18 protein-coding genes are annotated in these 21,808 nt (G+C 64.7%); 5 read left to right on the top strand and 13 right to left on the bottom strand.

The window, feature by feature from the left end; genetic code table 11:
* Together F455_RS0101220 and F455_RS19315 are read left to right on the top strand one after the other, a co-directional pair.
* Complete coding sequence (locus F455_RS0101220; protein ID WP_018971431.1) at positions 1-426, top strand: CBS domain-containing protein; 426 nt, start codon at positions 1-3, stop codon at positions 424-426.
* 181 nt (positions 427-607) lie between these two features.
* Positions 608-1,300 (top strand): tetratricopeptide repeat protein, encoded by a 693-nt coding sequence (locus tag F455_RS19315; RefSeq protein ID WP_157578369.1) that lies wholly within the window; start codon positions 608-610, stop codon positions 1,298-1,300.
* 233 nt (positions 1,301-1,533) lie between these two features.
* On the opposite strand, the gene F455_RS0101205 is transcribed toward F455_RS19315, so the two are convergent.
* The 4 genes from F455_RS0101205 to F455_RS0101190 all read right to left on the bottom strand — a co-directional run bounded on the left by F455_RS0101205 (position 1,534) and on the right by F455_RS0101190 (position 6,784).
* Entirely contained in the window at positions 1,534-3,132 is a 1,599-nt protein-coding gene (locus F455_RS0101205) for a peptide chain release factor 3 (RefSeq protein WP_018971428.1), read from the bottom strand.
* A 169-nt stretch (positions 3,133-3,301) separates the two neighbouring features.
* Positions 3,302-4,258: a peptidoglycan DD-metalloendopeptidase family protein gene (locus F455_RS19310; RefSeq protein WP_018971427.1), complete on the bottom strand. Its 957-nt coding sequence runs from the start codon at positions 4,256-4,258 to the stop codon at positions 3,302-3,304.
* A gap of 25 nt (positions 4,259-4,283) precedes the next feature.
* The gene (locus F455_RS0101195) at positions 4,284-5,408 is read right to left on the bottom strand and encodes a glycoside hydrolase family 18 protein (RefSeq protein WP_018971426.1); all 1,125 of its coding nucleotides are present in this window, start codon (positions 5,406-5,408) and stop codon (positions 4,284-4,286) included.
* On the bottom strand, positions 5,402-6,784 hold the full coding sequence (locus F455_RS0101190; protein ID WP_018971425.1) for an L-serine ammonia-lyase: 1,383 nt from the start codon (positions 6,782-6,784) through the stop codon (positions 5,402-5,404). The genes F455_RS0101195 and F455_RS0101190 overlap by 7 nt, the downstream gene beginning before the upstream one ends.
* 128 nt (positions 6,785-6,912) lie before the next feature.
* On the opposite strand from F455_RS0101190, the gene F455_RS0101185 reads away from it, so the two are divergent.
* Positions 6,913-7,140: a glutaredoxin family protein gene (locus tag F455_RS0101185; RefSeq protein ID WP_018971424.1), complete on the top strand. Its 228-nt coding sequence runs from the start codon at positions 6,913-6,915 to the stop codon at positions 7,138-7,140.
* 12 nt (positions 7,141-7,152) lie between these two features.
* Here F455_RS0101185 and F455_RS0101180 read toward each other — a convergent pair whose 3' ends face one another.
* From F455_RS0101180 to F455_RS19300, 6 genes are all read right to left on the bottom strand, one after another.
* Positions 7,153-7,719 (bottom strand): hypothetical protein, encoded by a 567-nt coding sequence (locus tag F455_RS0101180; protein WP_018971423.1) that lies wholly within the window; start codon positions 7,717-7,719, stop codon positions 7,153-7,155.
* Between the two features lie 43 nt (positions 7,720-7,762).
* Positions 7,763-9,127 (bottom strand): GTP-binding protein, encoded by a 1,365-nt coding sequence (locus F455_RS0101175; protein WP_018971422.1) that lies wholly within the window; start codon positions 9,125-9,127, stop codon positions 7,763-7,765.
* A 101-nt stretch (positions 9,128-9,228) separates the two neighbouring features.
* Positions 9,229-9,780, bottom strand: a complete 552-nt coding sequence (locus tag F455_RS0101170) for a YceI family protein (RefSeq protein WP_026292945.1) — start codon at positions 9,778-9,780, stop codon at positions 9,229-9,231.
* Positions 9,713-10,399, bottom strand: coding sequence for a cytochrome b (locus F455_RS19305; protein WP_018971420.1), 687 nt, complete (start codon positions 10,397-10,399; stop codon positions 9,713-9,715). Before F455_RS19305 ends, F455_RS0101170 begins: the two co-directional genes overlap by 68 nt.
* A gap of 1 nt (position 10,400) precedes the next feature.
* Complete coding sequence (locus tag F455_RS0101160) at positions 10,401-11,036, bottom strand: YceI family protein (protein WP_018971419.1); 636 nt, start codon at positions 11,034-11,036, stop codon at positions 10,401-10,403.
* An 88-nt stretch (positions 11,037-11,124) separates the two neighbouring features.
* Entirely contained in the window at positions 11,125-12,600 is a 1,476-nt protein-coding gene (locus F455_RS19300) for a GTPase (RefSeq protein ID WP_018971418.1), read from the bottom strand.
* 86 nt (positions 12,601-12,686) lie between these two features.
* Here F455_RS19300 and F455_RS0101150 point away from each other — a divergent pair, with 86 nt between their 5' ends.
* On the top strand, positions 12,687-16,313 hold the full coding sequence (locus F455_RS0101150; protein ID WP_026292944.1) for a hybrid sensor histidine kinase/response regulator: 3,627 nt from the start codon (positions 12,687-12,689) through the stop codon (positions 16,311-16,313).
* A gap of 43 nt (positions 16,314-16,356) precedes the next feature.
* Positions 16,357-17,391, top strand: coding sequence for an alpha/beta hydrolase (locus F455_RS19295; RefSeq protein ID WP_018971416.1), 1,035 nt, complete (start codon positions 16,357-16,359; stop codon positions 17,389-17,391).
* On the opposite strand, the gene hemE is transcribed toward F455_RS19295, so the two are convergent.
* The 3 genes from hemE to F455_RS0101130 all read right to left on the bottom strand — a co-directional run bounded on the left by hemE (position 17,388) and on the right by F455_RS0101130 (position 21,694).
* Positions 17,388-18,443, bottom strand: coding sequence for a uroporphyrinogen decarboxylase (gene hemE / locus F455_RS0101140; protein ID WP_018971415.1), 1,056 nt, complete (start codon positions 18,441-18,443; stop codon positions 17,388-17,390). The two genes, F455_RS19295 and hemE, sit on opposite strands and share 4 nt — an antisense overlap.
* Positions 18,444-18,485: 42 nt before the next feature.
* Positions 18,486-18,743, bottom strand: coding sequence for a WGR domain-containing protein (locus F455_RS0101135; RefSeq protein ID WP_018971414.1), 258 nt, complete (start codon positions 18,741-18,743; stop codon positions 18,486-18,488).
* Between the two features lie 137 nt (positions 18,744-18,880).
* Positions 18,881-21,694 (bottom strand): Ig-like domain-containing protein, encoded by a 2,814-nt coding sequence (locus F455_RS0101130; protein WP_018971413.1) that lies wholly within the window; start codon positions 21,692-21,694, stop codon positions 18,881-18,883.
* Positions 21,695-21,808 lie beyond the last annotated feature (114 nt).

The following is a 21,808-nucleotide window of genomic DNA, read 5'->3' as shown; positions in this document are numbered from 1 at the left end:
ATGCGTATCGTCAAGCAATTGATCGAAGACAAGCGTGAGATCTACTCGATCGGTCCCGATCAGCCCGTACTCGCGGCGATCCAGCTCATGGCCGACAAGTTCGTCGGCGCGCTGCTCGTGATGCGCGGCGAGGAACTGCTCGGCATCGTTTCCGAGCGTGACTATGCGCGCAAGGTCATCCTCAAGGGGCGCTCATCGAGCGACACGCCGGTGCGCGACATCATGACTGCGAACGTTATCAGCGTGGCGCCCGGCGACACCGTGCATCGCTGCATGCGCGTGGTCACCGACAAGCACATCCGCCATCTGCCCGTGGTCGAGAATGGCAAAGTCGTCGGCATGCTTTCGATCGGCGATCTGGTCAAGGCCGTGATCGACGATCAGGCCGAACAGCTCGAGCAGTTGCAGAGATACATTTCCGGATAGATACTACGATCTCATTCGTACTATTTCCTTCGTAGTTTTCGATGGGGAGTGTGAAATGAGATCGCGTTCTGGACCGAAAATGTTTTGCGCCGTGATGCTGACAGCGGCAATGATGACGGTTTTGCCGCTCCGCGCGGCGGATCTGTACGTAACCCCGTCGTCGGCCGCGCAGGATTCACTGATGCTGTCGGCGCGACCCGGCGAGTACTACTACAACCTCGGCGCCGATGCGGTTCGCCACAAGGACTATCCGCATGCCGTGGAGATGTACCAGGTTGCCGCTTCGTGGGCGTACAAGACGGCCGAATTCAACCTTGGTGTGATCTATGCGCGCGGCGAAGGCGTAGCGGTCGACATGCCGCGCGCAATGGCGTGGATGACGCTCGCGGCCGAGCGCAACGACAAGCAATATGTCGAGGCGCGCAACTTGATCGCGATGCAGCTCGACAAGCAAGGCCTGGCACAGGCCGAGCGGATCCTGCAGGAACTGCTTCCTAGCTACGGTGATGCCGTTGCGCTACCGCGTGCGAAATTGCGCTGGCGCGAGGTGCGCGACAGCGCCACGGGGTCGCATCTCGGAGCCGAGAACGGGCCGGTTTCGGTCGGCAATCTCAATCAGCGCTACATTCCCACGCCGGGCAAACAAGGAAATTCTTCGCCGACGCCGATGGATTCGGGCCGCGACATCACCGGCACCACAGGCATTGATGGCACGATCGCGTACCGCGAGCTGCGTTCCACGGACAACCCCTACGATCCGCACCTGCAACAAGGCGTGGCGACAGTCGGGGAACCGACCACCGTCGGCGAAAGCAAGCCGGTTCAAAAGAACAACGGCGACTCGCCGCGGAACGACGAGCAGGGCAAGCAGTAGTACGCCTCTTTCGCGGCTCCGGAGGACATGGTTATGCAACAGCGGCTTCCCACGTTTTTTGCGGCGGTATCGGTTTGATCGTTGCGGCAGCATTTTCAATGCCTGGGTGAGTGACGGGTTTCTACCCGACTGCACCGGAAGGTTCCGTGGCCGCATCGGCGCGACCGGGGCAGTACTATTTCGAACTCGGCGTGGCCGCGGTGCGCAACCGCGACTAAACCCTAGCCGCGGGACTACGCCTCCACCGCGCTCGCGTGCTCGCGCGTGGCCGCAAAGGTGATGTCGGGCCAGCGTTCTTCGGTCAATTGCAGATTCACGCGTGACGGCGCGATGTAAACCAGTTCTCCGGCCGCGTCGAGGGCGAGATTCGGTGCCGCCTTCTCGCGGAATTCTTCGAGCTTCTTCGCGTTATCACACTTGATCCAGCGCGCGGTGACGACGTTGACGTTCTCGAACGTCGACTCGACGCCGTACTCGTCCTTCAAACGATACGCCACGACGTCGAACTGCAGCACGCCGACCGCGCCGAGAATCAGGTCGTTCGACATCAGTGGGCGGAAGAACTGGGTCGCGCCTTCCTCGGACAATTGCGCGAGTCCCTTCTGCAACTGCTTCATCTTGAGCGGATCGCGCAGACGCGCGCGGCGGAATAGCTCCGGTGCGAAGTTCGGGATGCCGGTGAACGCGAGCGCTTCGCCTTCGGTGAATGTGTCGCCGATCGAGATCGTGCCGTGGTTGTGGATGCCGATCACGTCGCCCGGATAGGCCTTCTCGACGATGTCGCGGTCGCTGGCCATGAAAGTTAGCGCGTTGGCGAGTTTCAATTCCTTCGCCGTGCGCACGTGGAACGCCTTCATGCCCGCGCTGAACGTGCCCGAGCAGATGCGCATGAACGCGACGCGGTCGCGATGCATCGGGTCCATGTTCGCCTGGATCTTGAACACGAAGCCGGTGAGCGGGCTCTCCGTCGCCTCGACCGAACGCGTCGTCGCGGCGTGCGAGGACGGTGCCGGCGCGTGCTCGACGAAGAAATCGAGCAGCAACTGCACGCCGAAATTGTTCACCGCCGAACCGAAGAACACCGGCGTCTGCTTGCCGGCGAGATATTGTTTCAGATCGAACGGATGCGAAGCGCCCTGCACGAGTTCGAGCTCGTCGCGTAGTTCGCGCAGCATGTCCGCGCCGATCTTGGCTTCGAGCGCGGGATCGTCGAGCGAGGCGAAGATGGTCGAATCCTGGCGCGTGAAATTGCGCCCCGGCTCGAACACATGCACTTCGCCCGTGAGCAAGTGATACACGCCTTTCAGGCGCGAACCCATGCCGATAGGCCAAGTGATCGGCGCGCACTGGATTTTCAGAATCGATTCGACTTCGTCGAGCAGTTCGATCGGCGCGCGGCCTTCGCGGTCGAGTTTGTTGATGAAAGTCATTATCGGTGTGTCGCGCAGGCGGCACACGTCCATGAGCTTGATCGTGCGTTCCTCGACACCCTTGGCGCAGTCGATCACCATCAGCGCCGAATCGACCGCGGTCAGCACGCGGTAGGTGTCCTCGGAGAAGTCCGCGTGGCCCGGTGTGTCGAGTAGGTTGACGACGCGGCCCTCGTACGGGAACTGCATCACCGACGAGGTGACCGAAATGCCGCGCTCCTTCTCGAGCGCCATCCAGTCCGAAGTCGCGTGTTTGGCCGCCTTGCGCGACTTGACGCTGCCGGCCATCTGGATCGCGCCGCCGAACAGCAACAGCTTTTCGGTCAGCGTGGTCTTGCCCGCGTCGGGATGGGAGATGATGGCGAACGTGCGCCGGCGGCGGGTTTCGTCGATGTGATTCATGTCTTTGTGCTGTCATCCCGGCGCAAGCCGGAATCCATCTTGCTTTCGGCTCAAAGACGAAAAGCGAAGATAAAATGGATGCCGGCCTTCGCCGGCATGGCGAATTCAGGCCATTCGCCGGAATGGCAAAGGGGATGCGGACGGGGCGCGCATTATAGCCGCAGCGCGGCTACGGCGTCCCGCCCACGCTCATGCCTTCCTCCGGGGTGAGGATTTTGCCGTCCGCGCCGACGAGTTGGATCGGCACCGCCAGCATCGTCATGTCCGCATTGCGCTGGACGACGAAGTGCAGGTGCGGCCCGTTCGTGTAACCCGTATCACCCGACAGCGCCAGCACTTGTCCGGCGCGCACCTGGTCGCCGACCTGGACGCGCGCGCTTTCGAGCTGCAGGTGCGCGTATACGGCCATCGTGCCGTCGGCGTGCACGATGCGCACGTTGTTGGCGCGGTCGCCGTACTTGTCCATATCGAGGCCGTTGCCGTAGTAGTCGTTGTCGACCGTCATGACGATGCCGTCGCGTGCGGCGAGCACCGGCGTGCCTTCGGGCATGCCGAAGTCGACGGCGTACTTGTTCTGCGCCTCGGTATGGCTGAACTTGCCGCCGAAGGCCTGGTTGATGCGAAGCTTAAGGTAGGCCGGGAACGGCAGCGCGTAACGCGCGCTCTCGTCGGGTGCCGCGCGAAAATCGCCGGGCATGTAAGTGTATTTGTAGCCGTAACGGAAGCCCGCCGCCGGGTTGGTCGCGACGATATGCAGTGCGCGCGTCTCGCTGCGGCCGGGCAGCACCACGCGTGCCGGCAGCACCTCGGGCTCGGTGCGCACGTTCTTCGCGTCGGTGACGTCGATCTCGACCGTGATCGGGCCGCCCGTGCTGTTGACGAAAACGATCGTACGATCCTCGTCCGTTCCGTCCTCGCGCGAGCGCAGCAGCGGTTGCGCATCCGTGTGCACGAGTATGGATTTCACTCCCGGCGTATTGTCCGGCGGCTTGACGTCGGTGAAGTGCACGATGCCCTGCGCATCAGTGTACTGGTACATGTGCTTGGCATGCGCCGTCACGATAAGGCCGGCGAGCGCGAATGCAAATGTCGCCAGGGACAGTTTCGAGGCACGTTTCGTCTGCACTTGCGACTCCGCCAGAAAACCTGGGCTAGGGCTTCGCGGGCGCCCCATGCAGCCCGTTCCACAGCACGTCGAGCAACTCGCCTTTCGGGTCTTCGTCCTGTTCCCAGTACATGATGCCACCCAAGTGATTCGACCGGACAAAGGCGATTTTCGCTTTCAGTGCCTGCGGGTCTTCGTAACTGACGAAGTGCTGCGTCTTTTCGTTCCACAAGAACGGTGCCTGTGCTTCGGCATCCCAGCGGCGCTGATAACCATTCTTGTCGATGTAGTCGGACCCGAGCACTTTCCAGCCCCGGTACGCGACGAAATGGCCGTAGTGCTGGTACAGGCCATCGTGTGCCGGGTCCACTTCGGCGAATTCGCGCCCGTAGAACGCGGCGCCAATCACCAGCTTGTGCGCAGCGACACCGGCGGCGAGAAACTGCTTCACCGCGCGATCGGTCGTGCGCGCGGTCGGCGGCGTCAGCGTCGATGCGTGCAGGCCGCTGTGATGTCCCGTGGTCGGGGTCAGGCCGTTGACGAAGTCGTAGGTCATCATGTTGAACCAGTCGATCTGCCGGTCGACGCCGGCGAGATCGATGTGGTCGACGAACTCCCCATCGGCGATGGCAATGCTCAATGTATAACGGTCCGCGTCGTGGCGGCCTTCGAGCGCGGATGCTTCGTCGAGCCGGGCGCGAACTTCCGCAAGCAGCGCGGTGAAATTCGCGCGATCCCGTTCGCTCGACGCGATTCCGCTCTCGTGGTGGCCGGGATATTCCCAATCCACGTCGAGTCCGTCGACATGCTGCGCGCGAAGCATGGCCGCGGCGCTGCGTGCAAAACGCTGGCGGCCCTGCGCGGTCGCGGCGGCTTCGGAAAATCCACCGGAGCCCCAGCCGCCGACCGAAATCATCACGCGCAGGCGCGGATGATCGGCTTTCAGCGCGAGAATGCGCTGCAGGCGGGGAATCGCCTTGTCGTCCAGCGCCACCTCGCCGTCGTGCACCCCGGCGAAGGCGAAGATCAACGTGTCGACCTTGCCGGGATCCCAGCGGTCGTCGGCATTGCGCGCGCCGACATACCCGACGATGCGATAGTCCTGTGCGTGCGCATGCAGCGCGAAGCCGAGCAGCAGCGCGGCGAAAATCCGGTTCAGAGGGGTCAGCATTCGATGACGTTCACGGCGAGGCCGCCGCGACTCGTTTCCTTGTATTTGTCCTGCATGTCGCGTCCGGTATCGCGCATCGTCTTGATGACCTTGTCGAGCGAGACGCGATGCTTGCCGTCGCCGCGCAAAGCCATGCGCTGCGCATTGATCGCTTTGACCGCGCCCATCGCGTTGCGTTCAATGCATGGAATCTGCACGAGGCCGCCAATCGGATCGCAGGTGAGGCCGAGGTTGTGTTCCATGCCGATTTCCGCAGCGTTCTCGACCTGATAAATGTTGCCGCCGAGCACGGCGGTGAGGCCGCCCGCGGCCATCGAGCAGGCCACGCCGACTTCGCCCTGGCAGCCGACTTCGGCGCCAGAGATCGAGGCGTTCTCCTTGTAGAGAATGCCGATCGCGCCGGCGGTCAACAGGAAATCGACGATGCCGGCGTCGTTCGCGCCGGGCGCGAAGCGCTCGTAATAGTGCAGCACGGACGGAATGATGCCGGCCGCGCCGTTGGTCGGTGCGGTGACGACGCGGCCGCCGGCGGCATTTTCTTCGTTGACCGCGAGCGCATACAGATTGACCCAGTCGAGGATCGTCAACGGATCGCGCAGCGCCGCTTCGGGCCGGTTGCGCAATTCCTCAGACAGCGTCGGCGCGCGGCGCAGCACCTTCAGTCCGCCCGGCAGCGTGCCTTTCTCGCGCATGCCCCGCGCGACGCAGTCGGCCATCGCCTTCCAGATCGTCAAAAGGCCGCTACGCACCTCGGCTTCGCTGCGCCAGACCTTTTCGTTCTCGAGCATCAGTTGCGCGATCGTCTTGCCCGACTCCGCGCAGAGCTTGAGCAATTCATCGCCCGACGAAAACGGGTAAGGCAGCGGCGTAGCATCGGGCACGATCTTGTCGTCGGCTGCCTCGTCGGTGTTGACGACAAAGCCACCGCCGACCGAGTAGTAATCGCGCGTCGCGATCACTTCGCCTTGCGCGTCGAACGCGGTGAAACGCATGCCGTTGGTGTGGAACGGCAGCTTCTGGCGCTTGTTCATGACCAGATCGGTTTTTTCGTCGAACGCAATATCGTGCTTGCCGAGCACGCGGATCTTCTTCGCCTCGCGGATGCGTTTGAGGCGATCGGGAATCGAATCGGGATCGATCTTGTCCGGCCACTCGCCCTCGATGCCGCAGAGCACGGCCTTGTCGGTGCCGTGGCCGCGCCCGGTCAGCGCGAGCGAACCGAATACCTCGGCGCGGATGCGCGCGACGCGCGCGAGATCGCCCTTTTCTTCGAGCCAGCGCGTGCAGAAGCGTGCAGCCGCACGCATCGGCCCGACCGTGTGCGAGGACGAGGGACCAACGCCGATCTTGAACAGGTCGAAAACGCTGACGGCCATGGCTATTCCGGAAGGTTGCGGCAACGTCCGCGTTGCAGCCGTCGCCGCTGTGCGGCGCGGCTGAACTTGGACAGAATGCGGATTTGCCCGCTGCGCTATTCTAGCTCAATGCCCAAGATCACCATGCCATGCGCCTGATCCTTTTCCAACGTGACGACTGCCACCTCTGCGATCTCGCGCTCGCGGTGCTGGCGCAGGCGCGGCTACCGGCATTCGAAAGCGTGTTCGTCGATGACGATGCGCAACTCGAAGCGCGCTACGGCGAGCGCGTGCCCGTGTTGCGCGATGAGGATTCGGGCGAGGAGATCGGCTGGCCGTTCGACGCAGCGGCGGTCACGCGTTTCCTCGCACGTTGATTTGCGCAATGCTCAATCGACGACGCGCAGATGTACATCGTCGAGCCAGGCCGTGCCGTGGTCTTTGAGTATCGCGGCGATTTCGACTTTCTGCGCGCCCTGTGGAACCTGAGTGCGGATCGCGACCTTCTGGAAGTCCTGGGTGCCGGCCAACGGTTTAGCCAACCGGCGCGGATTCGGCACGCCGCCGGTGAAGGTCAGCATCAATTGCCAGCCGGCAGGCCCGACGTCCGCCGTTTTCATTTGCGCGGTCAGTTCGATCGTGCGACCGGCGTGGGCGGCGATCGGCGCTTCCTGCGATATCTGCCCGTAGACCTGCTCGCGGATGCGTTCGATGCGGAAGCTTGCCACGCCCGTGGCGCTCACGCTTTGGTCGACGCCGAGTTTGTACGAAATAGGGCCGGCATGCTGACTCGTCTCCCAACCCGGGATGACATCGTCCGTGCCAGACGGCGCCTCGAAGTCCGGATTTTGCAGCGCGACCGAGCCAGGCAACTCCACATAGGCCGGCCCATTCGAATGACTGCCGCAGCCAGCTAGTGCAAAAAAAACGGCGCCGATCGATCCGGCAATTCGCATGAAGAGTTTCCCTGGTTCGGGCGGCCAAGGAAGAAGTATGCCACTACGCGCTGGTCTGCTGCCCGCGCAGCCGCGCGAGGATCGCCGCGCGCGCCTCGCGCAAAATCGAATCGCGATCGAGGCTGGCCACGATGTCGGCCACCGCGCGTTTGGCGCCGCCTTCGCCCCAGGACTTGCCCTGCACGAGATACTTCTCTGCCGCGCGGCCGACAAGCTCGGTGGCGTACCAAGCCAGCGCGCCCTGTGCGCCGGCGGTGACGAGGGTAGTCAGGCCGGCGCTGACGCCCTTGAGCGCGCTCGACACCAGATGCACGCCCCAGATTGCGCCCATCAGCGCGGCAAGCTGCGCGCAGATCGTTGCGATCAGCGTGCCGGCTTCGCTGCGCGTCAGTGGCATTCCGTATACTTTTCCCAAATGCAGCACGAGAGCGATGTCGAGCGACGCTGCGGCGAGCAGGTCGGCGACCGGCACCGGGTTGAGCGCGACGGCGATGCCTTTTGCGAGACAGTAGTTGCGGATCACGCGCTGGGCGAGGTCTTTTCGCGCCAAAGCCACGCGCTGGGCGACGCGATCGGAAAGGTCGCCCGCGAACAGGCCCGCATTGAGTGCGGCCAGTGTCTTGCCTTCGCGCTCGGCAATCGCGCGCACGCGTGCATCGAGTTCGGCGACGTCGTTTGGCTGTGCCGTACGCGTCTCGCTCTCGCTGCCATCGGCGGCGACCTGGACCACGACGCGCTCGGCCGGCAGCGCGGAGCAGGCGATCACGTCCTCGGCGCGCACGAGTCCGGCGCTGTGTTCGCGCAGGCGCGCGAGCAGACGCGCGCGCTCGTCGACGGTGTAGCGGTCGGCTTTGTTCAGCGCGAGCAACAGTGGGCGCTGCGTCCGTCCGAGTGTGCGCAGCGCGTCGAGTTCGCTCTGGGTCATGTCGCCGTCGACGACGAAGATGACGAGGTCGCTGATCGCGGCAACATCGAAGGCGAGGCGTTCGCGTTCCTCGCCCGACAACTCGTTGATGCCTGGCGTATCGATCAGATGCAGGCCCTGGCCTGCGACCTCGTGCCAACGCTCGGCGTTGCGCGCGCGGGTCGTGCCATGCAGTACTCCAGTCGCGAACGCTTCGCGCCCGAGCAGCGCGTTGCCGAGCGCCGACTTGCCGACACTGACGCGACCGAACACGGCGATGTGCAACTCGCCTGCTGCGAGCTTGTCGAGCAACGCCTGGACGTGGGCGAAGTCCTCGGTCAGCTCGTCGCGCACGTTCGCGGGCACGCTCTTGTCTTCGAGCAGCGTACGCAGCGCTTCGCTGGTCTGCGCGACGCGCGCTTCGCTATTTCTCGACGGAGCGACGAAGGTCGGGATGCCGCCCAGTTTTTCGCGTAGACGGACCCACCAGTCGCTCGCAGCCATTGCGATGTCGTCTCAGGGAAAATGAAGACATATGGTACTGCGTCGGACTGCTCGCGCTCGTCATTCCTGCCGTCGCGGGAATGACAGAAGCAACACAATCGCTATTTCCCGCTCAGCAGCAGATGCCCATGCACGGGCACGTCGGCACCGATGTCGTTCCAATCCTTGCTGGCGCCGAGGCCGAAGTCGGCGCGCTTGAGCACGGTATCGACGTCGAGCATGGCCTTGTCGCCCGTCGCGGCGAACTTCACCTTGAGCGTGACCGGCTGGGTCTTGTCGCGGATCGTCAGCTTGCCCTTGGCCTCGATGCTGCCGTCGGCCGCTTTGGCGAACGACTCGGTGACGAAGTGCGCTTGCGGGAATTTCTTCGGGTCGAAGAATTCGTCGCCCTTGAGCGAATCGTCACGCTCGCTGCTCGCCGTGTCGACGCTGGCGACGTCGACTTTGACATCGAACTTGGCCTTGGAAAGATCGGCCTCGTCGTAGCTGATCGCCGCGTCGAACTTCTTGAACTTGCCGGCGAAGGCCTCGTTCTGGTACGTGCCTTTGAAGGTCAGCGTCGACTGCGCGGGATCGGTTGCCCAATCACGCGCCTGGGTCGCGAGCGGCAGGATCAGCAGCAAGGATGGAAGCAGCAGGCGTGTTTTCGACATGAGCATTCTCCGAAGCAGTGGGGGCGGGTTCGACGGACGTGGCGACTGCAGGCGCGGACGCAAGCGCGCGCGCACGTCCGGGCAGCATGCGCGACAGCGTGCCGTCACGGTTGACGAACTGATGCACGAGCGCCATCGCCGCATGGCCGCAGGCGACGACGACGAGCAGCCAGAACAGCCATTCATGCGTTTCGCGCGCGAAATCCTTCAGGTCCGGATTTGCCGCAGTGATATGCGGAATCTCGAACAGGCCGAAGAAATACAGGGGCCGCAGCGCGGTGACCGAATCGAACCACCAACCCGACAGCGGCACGGCGAACAGCAGCGCGTAAAGCAGGGCATGTCCTGCGCGTGCGCCGAGCGTCTGCCAGTGCGGTGTCGAGGCGGGTTCCTCAGGGCGCCGATCGAACGCGCGCCAGGCCAGGCGCAGCACCGCGAGCGTAAGCACGGTCATGCCGATCGACTTGTGCAAGTTGTAATACCAAAAGCTGCTTGGCCGCTTCGGCAGCTCGACCATGTACAGGCCGAGCACGCCCTGCACGATGATCAGCAGCACGACCAGCCAGTGGAAGGTTTTTGCCAGGCTGCCCCATTGATGTGCATCGCTCTTCAACGGCATGTCAGGGTTCCTTGGTGCTGTCGGGGGATGCGGCGTTCGCGGCTGGCGCCGCTTTTTGCGCATCCGCGTCGCGAATGCCCTCGGCCTCGATGTGGATGCTGACTTCGTCGCCGACGTCGGGAAGATACTTGGTCATGCGGAATTCCGAACGCTTGAATTGCGCGCTGGCGTGGAATCCCGCGGTCCATTTGAACGTGAATGCATGCACGGCGACGCGGTTGAGTGTGATCGCGAGATCGAGCGGGCGGGTTACACCGAGCAGGGTCAGCTTGCCGTGGGCGACGCCGGTTTTCTCGCCGGTCTTTTCGACCTTGTCCGCGACGAATCGCGCGGTCGGATGATGCGCGACGTCGAGGAATTCGCGCGAGCGCAGCTTGTCGCTCCACGCCGCATCGCCGAAGTCGATCGATGCCGCGTCGACGGTCACGTCGAGCTGCGCGATGCTCCAGTCGTCCGGATCGAAGCGGAACCAGCCACCCGTCACGCGCAGGCGGCCGCCCGGCTGCGAGAAGCCGAGGTGGCTGGCGCTGGCCGTCACCTGCGTATGCACCGTGTCGAGCCGGTAATCATGCGGCGTCGCCAACGCCGCCGCCGGTGCGGCGAGTACGAAGATGGCAATGACACGCGCGGTGAACATGACAGAACTATGCGATAGGGTTGTGACCGGAACAAGCCTCATCGGTGGAACGATGTGTTCGCTGTTCATCCGATGCGAGACCGGCGCGCTACGACTTTTCGTTCTCGTTGCCCAGTGCGTATTGTGCGATGCGGCTGAGCCGCTCCGCGCTCGTGTCGGCTAGCAAGCGTGACAGCGCGCTCGCAGCCGCGTCGCGATCGAGCGCGTGGCGTTCGCGCAACGTCAACGCGACCGCGCGCCCGAGGCTGTCGAAAATCAGGCCGTAGGCGATCGCGTGCAGCATGCCGCCGCCGAGTGTGCCGAGGCCGGGGAACGCCTTGGCCGCGTTGCCCGCAATCGCAAGCACGAGCGAGGCACTGGTGCGCACGCTCAGCTTGACCTGGGCGACAAAGGCGTCGATGTCGATGTCGCGTACCGGCACGTCGTACAGTTTGGACAACTCGCGCACCAATCCGGTCGCAAGTACCGCCTGGATGACGAGATCGCTGCCCGGCATCACCGCGGCGAGCGCGCCGACTACGGCGCGCTTTGTGTACTTGGCCACGACCGCTTCGGCTTCGTGTTCGCGCAGCGAGGCTTCGAGTTCCGCCGCGCGCGCGTCGACCCGGCTCAGCACCGCGGCCTCGCGCGCGGGCTCGAACGCCGCCGCGCCGCTGTGTGCCTGGCGCGCGAGCACCTCTATCAGCGCGCCGACATCGGCTGTGCGTTCGCGCGTCAACGTCTCGACGCGACCGTCGGCGAAATGGCGTTCGATCGTCTGCGTGCCGCCGGCGCTGACCACGACCTGCGCATCGGTGACGTCGCGATACTTCTGCCGCAACGCGGCGGTGAGCGCGAGCCGTTCGGCTGCGAACAACTGATCCGCCTTGTTGAGCACGAGCACGAGCGGCTTGCCGAAGCCGCGCAGCCAGTGGAGTTCCGCGTCCTGGTCGCGGGTCAGGTCGCCCGCGCAGACGTAGAGCACGACGTGTGCGCGCAGTGCTTCGTCGCGCGCGACAGCCTCGCGCGTCTTCCCGGAAACTTCATGCGTGCCCGGCACGTCGGCATAGATGAGCTCGACTTCGCCGATATGCCCGGCATAGTGCGCGACCGCACGCGTCGTGCCGCCGAGCACGTCCGATGTCGGCGCGGCACCCGCGGCGAGCGCGCGGATCAGGCTCGACTTGCCCGCGCTGATTTCGCCGAACACGGCCACGTAGAGTTGCTCGCTGCGCGCCCGGCGGTCGAGTTCGGCAAGTTCGGATTGCAGTTCTTCGGTGTCGGCGCGTTGCTGCGCGAGCACGTCGAGACGCGCCTGTACTTCGGCACGCTCGGGTGCCTTGGCGACGACGGGCTTGCGCGGTCGCGGCCGCAGCAGGCGCCAGGTGAGCCAGGCGAAGCCGAGCACGACCGCGGCGATCAGCCCGCTCGCGGCGTATTGCAGCCACACGGGCAGATCGTGCAGTTCCTGCCATAACGCGATGCCGCTCCGCAGTGTGGCGATCGTCGCCCATAGCGCGGCGGCGAGCACGAGCGCAAGCACGGCGGTCAGGATCAGACGCAGCGAACGACTGGAATTGGCCATGCGGGGTCCGCTTGGGAGTGGTCCGATTCTACTGGAGCGCATGGCGTTTCTGGCATGATCTCGGCAGCAACGGCGCGGAGGGACGCATGTTCGCCAATCTGATGTTTGCCGCCGCGCTGCTCGCCGCAGCGCCTCCGGTCGCAGTCGTGGCAGCCGATGCGACGGCGAAGCCGGACATGCCGGCACCGGCGTTGCTCGCCACGCCGTTTTTCCAGGTGTTGACCGTGGCCGACGGCCTGCCGTCCAGCCACGTCTACAAGATCATCGAGGATCGCCGGGGTTTCGTCTGGATCGGTACGCGTGACGGCCTCGCGCGTTACGACGGCGCGGCATTCCGCGTCTGGCGGCATGACGCAGGTGATCCGGGGTCGATTGCGAGCAACGACGTGCCTACCGTCTACGCCGATCGTGACGGGCGCATCTGGTGCGGCGGTGACGATGGTTTGTCGATGCTCGATCCGTCCGCGGGCGATCGTTTCATCCACTATCGCCACGATGCGAACGACGTAGCCAGTTTATCCTCCAACGATGTCTGGGCGGTCACCAGCGATGCGGACGGCACCATCTGGATCGGCGGATACGGTGGCGGCGTTGACCGCCTCGATCCCGCGAGCGGCAAGATCGCGCACCTGCACAAGGAGGCGGGTAGCACCCTTGGCCTGACGTCGGACAATGTGCTTGCGCTGTATTTCGACCGCACCGGCCGCCTGTGGATCGGCACCGATGTCGGCATCGACGTGCGCGAGGCGAACGGTGCGATCCAGCACATCGATCTCTCCGGCGTCGCCGGTGACGGGCGCTTCAACGTCACCAGCCTGGTCGACGACGGCGACGGCAGCCTGCTCGCCGGTACGCGCCACGGCTTGCTACGCATCGGCAAAGACGGCAACGCAACGGTCGTCGCCGGGCGCGGGCTGAACGACGCCTACGCCTATTCCGTGGTACGCGACGCAGCCGGTGAACTGTGGGTCGGCACGCGCAACGGCCTCGGTCGCATTGATGCAGATGGACGTCTACACGGTTACATGGAAAATTCCGCCGTGCCCGGAAGCTTGCCCGGCAACATGGTGCTGGATGCAATGCAAGATCACGAGGGCGGCCTCTGGTTCACCACAACTGAGGGTGGCATCGCGCGACTGCCGGCCAACTGGCGCAACTTCAGTCTGTACCGAAATGATCCGACCAATGCGGACAGCCTGTCGGCGAATCGCGTGCAGGGCTTGGCCGAGGACGCAGCGGGCGCGATCTGGGCGGTGAACCTGGGGGGCGGCATCGATCGCCTCGATCCGGTCAGCGGCCGCGTGGAGAGAATGACCAACTCCATGCCCGCTCCGGACAAGGCGCTGTGGTCGATCCTTGCCGATCACCACGACCAGATATGGATCGGCCACGGACGCGGTCTGCGTGTCTACGATCGAAACAGCGGCAAGTTCAGCGATCTGCCGGTGGATCGCAAGCGCCGCGATGCGCTCGCTCCGGGCATGGTGCAGCAGATGGCGGAATCCGATTCGGGTGCGATCTGGGTCAGCAGCAATGGCAATGCGATGCACCGCATCGATCCGGTCACGCATGCGGTCGAACGTTTCGACGAGCAGAACTCGGGGCTGCGCAACGCCGAAGTCGATCAGATCGGGTTCGATCGCGACGGCGCGGTCATCATCGCCAGCGGCGCCGGCCTCGACCGTTTCGACACGACCGTGCAGCACTTCGCTCCGGTGCCCGGCGCACCGGCATCGCGCGTGATGGAGTTCGCCTGGGCTGCAGACGGCACGCTCTGGCTGCATCTGCCCGGCGTGCTCGAACATTATCGCGAACAGGGTGGCAGCCTCGAGGCGATCGAGCGCATCGACACGAAGTCGGGCTGGCCGGCGCTCGCCGTCGGCGGCATGCAGGTCGATGCGGCGGGCGTGGTCTGGGTCAGCAGTGCGCGTGGACTGTGGCGCTTCGACCCGCGTACGCATGTGGTGCGCCAGTTCGATGCGCACGATGGCCTCGCCAACGCAGAGTTCTCGCGCATGCAGCTGCTCAAGCGCCGCGACGGCAGCGTGTTCGGCAGCACGTTGGGCGGCATCGTTGGTTTCGTGCCAGAACGCGTCACCGGCAATCCGGCGCCGCCGCCGCTCGTGCTGGAGAACCTCACGGTGCGCCGAGACGGGCACGACATTGCGCTCGACGCGGGTGCGACAACGACAACTCTGGCTTGGAACGACCGCGACCTGCGCCTGCGCGCGGCAGCGCTGTCCTATGCCAATCCCGCAGCCAACCGCTATCAATGGAAGATGAGCGGCGTCGATACCGATTGGGTCGGCACCGGCAATCGCGGCGAGCGTGAATATTCGCAACTATCCACCGGCCGGCACACGCTGCATTTGCGCGCGGCGAATGCGAGCGGGGTGTGGAGCGAGCTGGCGCCACTGCATTTCGACCAGTCTGCGCCGCCGTGGGCGACGCGTTGGGCCTATGCCGGCTACGCGCTCGCCGCACTGCTTCTTGGGTGGGCGATCTTCCGCAGCTACCGCGCGCGCCTGCTGCGTCGTCATGAGCTCGCGCTCGCCGAACAGCAGCGCCGCTTCGCCGAAGCGGCGAGCGCAGCGAAGAGCGACTTCCTCGCCACGATGGGTCACGAGATTCGCACGCCGATGACCGGGGTGCTCGGCATGACCGAGCTGCTGCTGCGCACGCCGCTCGAGGCAAAGCAGCGTGGCTACGCCGAGGCGATCCAGTCCTCGGGGCAAATGATGCTGCGCATGGTCAACGATTCGCTCGACCTGGCACGCATTGAAGCCGGTCATCTCGAACTCGAGGATGCGCCACTGGATCTGCACGCGCTGGTCGGCGAGGTCGCAGATCTGGTGCGCCCGCTCGCCGAGCGGAAGGATCTCGCCTTCGATTGCAAGATCGAATCCGACGCGCCGCGGTACGTACGCGGCGACGCGGTACGGATCAAGCAGGTGTTCCTCAACCTCGCCAACAATGCGATCAAGTTCACCGACCGCGGCAGCGTGGCGCAGGCCCTCGCACGCGACACGAATGGCGCCGCCGTGTTCAGCGTACGCGACACCGGCCCTGGCATCGCCGAATCGACGCGCACACGCTTGTTCCAGCGCTTCGAGCAGGTCCAGGGTATGCAGCGGCGTCATGGTGGCAGCGGCCTCGGACTTGCGATCTGCCAGGAGCTCGTCGCGCGCATGGGCGGCGAGATCGCGCTCGCCAGCGAGGAAGGCGTCGGCAGCACGTTCCGTGTCGTCCTGCCGCTGCACGAGGATGTAGAAAAAGATAAAAGTATAAAAGCGGCAGACGTCGCGCAGGCGCAAGCCGCCACGGCACGCAGCCTGAACGTCCTGCTGGTCGAGGACGATGCGACCGTTGCCGCCGTGATCGCCGGCCTGCTCGATGCGCAGGGTCACCGTTTGCGCCGTGTCGAGCATGGCCTTGCCGCGCTTGCCGAGATCGATTCGGCGCCGTTCGACCTGGCCCTGCTCGATCTCGACCTGCCCGGCCTCGATGGCCTCGCCCTCGCACGCGCGCTGCGCGCGCGCGAAGCGCAGACGGGTTCGCCGCGCCTGCCGCTGATCGGCATCAGCGCGCGCTCGGCCGGCAACGAGGAGGCGCTGTGCCTGGGGGCCGGCATGGATGCGTTCTTGCGCAAACCGATCACCGGCGCTGCGTTGCAGTCAGGCGTCAACCACGTCATCAAACCGGCGCTCGCATGAGGGCATAATCGGGCTTCGTATCACTGCGGCCGGAGGCAATGCCATGCGCCCCTACCTGATGATCAGCAATCGCAATCGCGAGGACGACCGACTCGGTTCGCGCCTGGCGACGATGGGCTTCTACACCGCGCCGGCCGATGCCGATCCCGGCAAACTGCATACGCTCGCGGCGTGGACCAAGGTGACGCGCCAGGCCTTCGTCGCACAGTTGAAGGCGATCGGCACCGAGTGCCCGATCGTGCCCGAGGCCGAACACGAAGATCAGAAGCTGCTCTGCCTGTTCGTGCATGGCTACAACTCGGACTGGGAAGACACCGTCAACGATTATCTGTTGATCAAGAACGGCCTCATGGAAGGCGCCGGCGACATGGGCCAGCTCGTGCTGTACTCCTGGCCGTCGAAAGGCAACGTCGCCGGTTACCTGCCCGATCGCGAGAGTGCGCGTGACAGCGCGCCCGATCTTTCTGGGCTGCTGGTCGAACTCAGCGATTACCTGACCGTGCGCCAGCGCATTGCCGCGCGTACCGACGATCCGGGCAAGTTCTGCCGCATGAAGGTATCGGTACTCGCGCACAGCATGGGCAACTACGTGATGCAGGAGGCGCTCGTCGCGGCGTCGAAGCAGCTCAACGACCCACAACTCGTCAGCTTGATCAACCAGTTCGTCATGATCGCGGCCGACGTCGACAACGACCTGTTCGAGCGCGACCAACCATCCGGCAGCGATGGCAACCTGATGGCCAACCTGTGCTATCGCATCGCCGCGCTGTACACCGGCCTCGACCAGGTGCTCGGCATGTCGGCGGGGCTCAAGCACTTCGGCACGCGCCGGCTCGGGCGCAGCGGTCTCGCCGATCCGGGCAATGTCTGGGACAACGTGTTCGAGTTCGACGTCAGCGACTACATCGACACGCAGGACAGCGCGCATTCTGCCGTGTTCGAGTCGTCGCCGGCGATCGCTGTCGTGCGCAATATCCTGCGCGGCGTCGATCGCAACTACATCGCGCGTGATGTCGCGCCGTACGCACAACCGGCAGCGCCGCAGCCTATTCCGATGCCGGCAGCCGCACCGGCCTAGCCGAGTTTGCCGGCGCTGAGTTCGTGCACGGCGTCGATCAGCACGCCGAGGCGATCGGGATCGACATCGGGCGTGATGCCGTGGCCGAGGTTGAACACATGGCCCGGATGCGCGCCGAAATCCGCGAGCGCGCGGCCGACCTCGGCGCGGATCGCTTCGGGACTCGCATGCAGCACGGCCGGGTCGAGATTGCCCTGCAGCGCGACGCGCGCACCGACCCGCATGCGCGCCTCGTCGAGGCCGATCGTCCAGTCGAGGCCGAGTGCGTCGCAGCCGGTGTCGGCGAGCGCTTCGAGATGGCCGTTCGCGCCCTTGGAAAAAAGAATCAGCGGCAAGTTTTTTGCAACGGCATCGTTCTTCAGGGTCTGCGCGATCTGCGCGAGATAGCGCAGCGAGAATTCGCGGAACATCGCCGGCGCCAGAAGGCCGCCCCAGGTGTCGAACACCATCAGTGCTTGCGCGCCGGCCGCGGCTTGTGCGGCAAGATAGGCGGCGACCGAACGCGCAACCACGTCGAGCAGCTTGTGCATCGTCGCCGGCGCCTCGAGTGCGAGCGCCTTCGGTCGCGCGAAGCTCGCCGAGCCCGCACCTTCGACCATGTAGCAGGCCAGCGTCCACGGGCTGCCGGCGAAGCCGATCAGCGGCACTTTGCCGTCGAGCTCACGGCGGATCAGGCGAACCGCGTCCATGACATAGCGCAGATCGGTTTCCGCATCGGGCACGCCGAGCGCTTCAATCTCGGCCAGCGTGCGCACGGTCTTCGCGAAGCGTGGACCAACGCCTTCGTCGACCGACAGGCCCAGGCCCATTGCATCGGGAATCGTCAGGATGTCGGAGAACAGGATCGCCGCGTCGAGCGGATAGCGCGCGATCGGTTGCAGCGTGACCTCGCAGGCCAACTCGGGCGTCTTGCACAGATTGACGAAGCTGCCGGCGCGTGCGCGCGTGGCGCGGTACTCGGGCAGGTAGCGTCCGGCCTGGCGCATGATCCAGACTGGTGTGGCATCGACGGGGTGGCGCGCAAGCGCGCGCAGGAAACGATCGTTTTGCATGGAAGTTTCTTTTGGTCTCTTCTCCAGGCGGGAGAAGAAGGGCTAAGAGTACGGCGAATCGATTCCCTGACTGAACATCAGGCGAAAGCCACGCTTGATCTGCGTGTCGCGCGCGTGCTCGAACGCGGCGAGCGCGTCGTCGCGTTCGAGGAATACCTCGCGCTTCAGGCTTGCGCGTCCGCCCTGCTGGCCCCACTCGCGCGTCAGCGTCCAGCCACCGAGCAAATCCTGTTGCAACTGGATCTGATAGTAGCGTGGCGCTTCGGCAGCTTGCGGCTGGGTTTGCAGGAGGATGCGCATGGCGGGATTGTACCGCAGCACCCCGATCTATCGTGTTCCCACACGGGTGGGGGAAAGTCATTCCGGAACTGGCACGCCGCGCCGGATTCGTGCCAAGGCGCGCCCGGTCCCGCGGGCGCGCCGCTTGGCTAGCCCGGTTACTGCGACTTCAGGCTGACGTCGTCGATGACGAACGAGGTCTGGTACGCGCTGTCCTCGACGCCCTTGAAGTAGACCTGCACGGTCTGGCCCTTGTACGTGCTCACATCGAAGCTCTTTTGCGCGTAACCCGTGTTCGCGTTGAGGTTCGAGTAGGTCGCCAGTGTCGTCAACACGGTGCCCGAGCTGTTGAGCAGTTGCACGGTCAGCGTGTCGTACTTGGTCGTCGTGGTCGTCTCGGCGGTGTCGACGTGCAGCCAGAACGACAGCGTCGCCGTGGTCGCGGCCGAGGGAATCGACACGCTCTGCTTGACCGTGTCGGTCGTAGCCGCGCCGTAGCCGTCGAGCCAGGCGTAGTAGCTTCCGGCATGCGCCGACTCGCCGGTCTGATTCGTGATCACGCCGCTTGTCGCGGTCCAGCCAGTGCTGCCGGATTCGAAGCCGCCGTTCGTGATCAGTTCGGTCGCGGTGACCGTGTTGCTGACTGAGAATGCGACCGTTGAACTCGTGCCGACGTTGCCGGCCGCGTCATAGGCCTTGGCGACGAGGTTGTGGCTGCCGTTGGCGAGCGTGGTCGAATCGAGCGTGGACGAGTACGGCGAGGCCGTGTCGGTCGCCTTGAGCGCATTGTCGACGTAGAACTCGACCTTGCTCACGCCGACGTTGTCGCTGGCCGTGGCCGACAGCGTGATCGTGCCGCTCGTGCCCGATTCGGAGGCGCTCACGGTCGGCGGTGTCGTGTCGGTCGTCGAGTTGCTGACCGAGAAAGCGACCGTGCTGCTCGTGCCGATATTGCCGGCCGCGTCATAGGCCTTGGCGACCAGGTTGTGGCTGCCGTTGGCGAGCGTGGTCGAGTCGAGCGTGGACGAGTACGGCGAGGTCGTGTCGGTCGCGTTGAGTACGTTGTCAACGTAGAACTCGACCTTGCTCACGCCGACGTTGTCGCTGGCCGTGGCCGACAGCGTGATCGTGCCGCTCGTGCCCGATTCGGAGGCGCTGACCGTCGGCGGTGTCGTATCGCCGCTGCTCGCGCCCTGGTTCACCCACACCGGCGCGGAGTAAAGCTGCGTGCCGTTGTCCTGGGTGACCACGGCATAGTAGAAGTAGCTGCCGTTCGCCGGTGTGGTCGTGTAGGTATTGCCGCTCAGCGTGGTCGAGGTGACCGTGCCATTGCTGCCCGGTACGCCTTGGTAGATCTTCACGGTCGATGCGCTGCGGCCGGTGCCGGGCGCATAGTTGACGGTGAGGGTGAGTGCGCCCGAATGGCTGAACTGGTCGCCCATGATGTGGCCGCCGTCGGTGGTCAGCACGATCTGCGCGGTCTTGTCCCAGGTAGCGAACACGTGGCGCGCTTGCAGTGCGGCGAGGAAGTTCGTGCGGTTCAGCGCCTGGCCGGTCGGCAGCAGCACGCCGGTGCGGTTGCTGTAGCTGGCACCCCAGTTGGCGCAGTGGTTGTCCTGGTCGGACGAGAAGGCGACGTGGTAGCCGGCTTCGAGCAGCTTGTTGCACGCGGCCGCGTAGCCACCGCCCGCGCCCTGCGACTCGTCTTCGACGTTCGAGAAGGCGGACGAATTCATGATTTCGCAAGTGACCATCACCGCATCGCCGTCGGCGGTGTAGGCGAGGTCGGTTCCGTTGATCGTGAACTGGCCGGTGCTGGCCGGATGGTTGAACTGGCCGATCCAGCCGTTGTTCTTCATCGTCGTGTACATGCTGGCGTAGTCGCTCTTCGCCACGAAGATGTCGCCGAGCAACTGGTTCGAGCTGTTGTACTCCCATTCCACTAGCTTGTCGGCGTTGAAGACGTTCATATGGCCGCCGTTGCTGATCACGCCCCACTCCATGCCCGCCAGGGCGAGGAAGTTGGTGTGGGAGGCGTTCCAGTTGCTCATCATCGTCTGGCCGGACTGGTACAGCGCCTTGACCGAAGTCGGATTGGCCGAGGTATTGGTGCTGGTCGAACCATCGAACATGTGGTTGTGTTCGCTGGTCATAAGAAAATCGAGACCGTGGTTCATCGCATAGGTGTAGGCGGCAGTCGCATTGCCGCCCGTGCCGCTCTGCGGGTTCTGCTCGCTGTTGCAGCTCGACAGCGGATAACCGCTGCCGTCGGACAGGCCGGTCTGGCTGTGCAGGTTGCCGTAGTAGACCGTGTAGGGCAGGCTCGCGGTAGCCGAGGTGGAGTCGATCGTCGATTGGCGTGCGGCCTGCGCCGATTGCGGGCCCGTCGAGTCCGGCTGCGATGCGTGCGTAGAAGCGTTCGTTGGCAGCGGCGCGAATGCGGGCATCAGCGGCGGCTCGACATAGCCCACCTTGACTTCGGAATCCTGTTCGATGATGTCGTTCGAGGAATTGCCCAGCGCGGCATCCACGCGCTGCGCGAGCGTGCCGTACGTGTCACCGCCGCCGAGGTAGGACGGCAACGCGTACGCAGACATGCGCGCGGTGTAAATGCCGTTCGGCAGTGCGCTGTTCTGCGGATCGAACTCGGACCAGCGCACCTGCGCGTCAACGGAACCGCGCTGCAGGTTTTCCTCGCCGCGCCATGTGCGCACGACGGCGCCGTTGGCATCGACGATTTCCAGCTTCCAGCCGATGACGCTGCCGTCGGCCGCACCGGGGAAACGCAAGTGCAGGGTGAATTCGCGGCTGTGCGCCACATCGGCGAGATACGGAGCATCGAGGCTTGCGTCGAATTCGAAGTGGTCTTCGTAATCAATGCTCGAGGGTGCGGCGATGGCGAGCGGGCTGCCGATGCCCAGTGCCAGAGCGATGACGAGCGCGAGACGACGGCGTGCTGCGAGATGAGGCATGAACGGTCTCCATGTTTGCGTCAATCAAACGATTTGAACCGCGACAGATTGCGCCGCGATGACGCCACGACCGAAAACCGTGTTTGTCGACAGCCTGTCGGCGAGCAGTCCGTG

It is taken from the genome of Rudaea cellulosilytica DSM 22992, assembly GCF_000378125.1.
GTDB classification, from domain to species: Bacteria; Pseudomonadota; Gammaproteobacteria; order Xanthomonadales; family Rhodanobacteraceae; genus Rudaea; species Rudaea cellulosilytica.
Note: the sequence above shows the minus strand (reverse complement) of the source record. Positions and strands in the feature narration are given on the sequence as shown.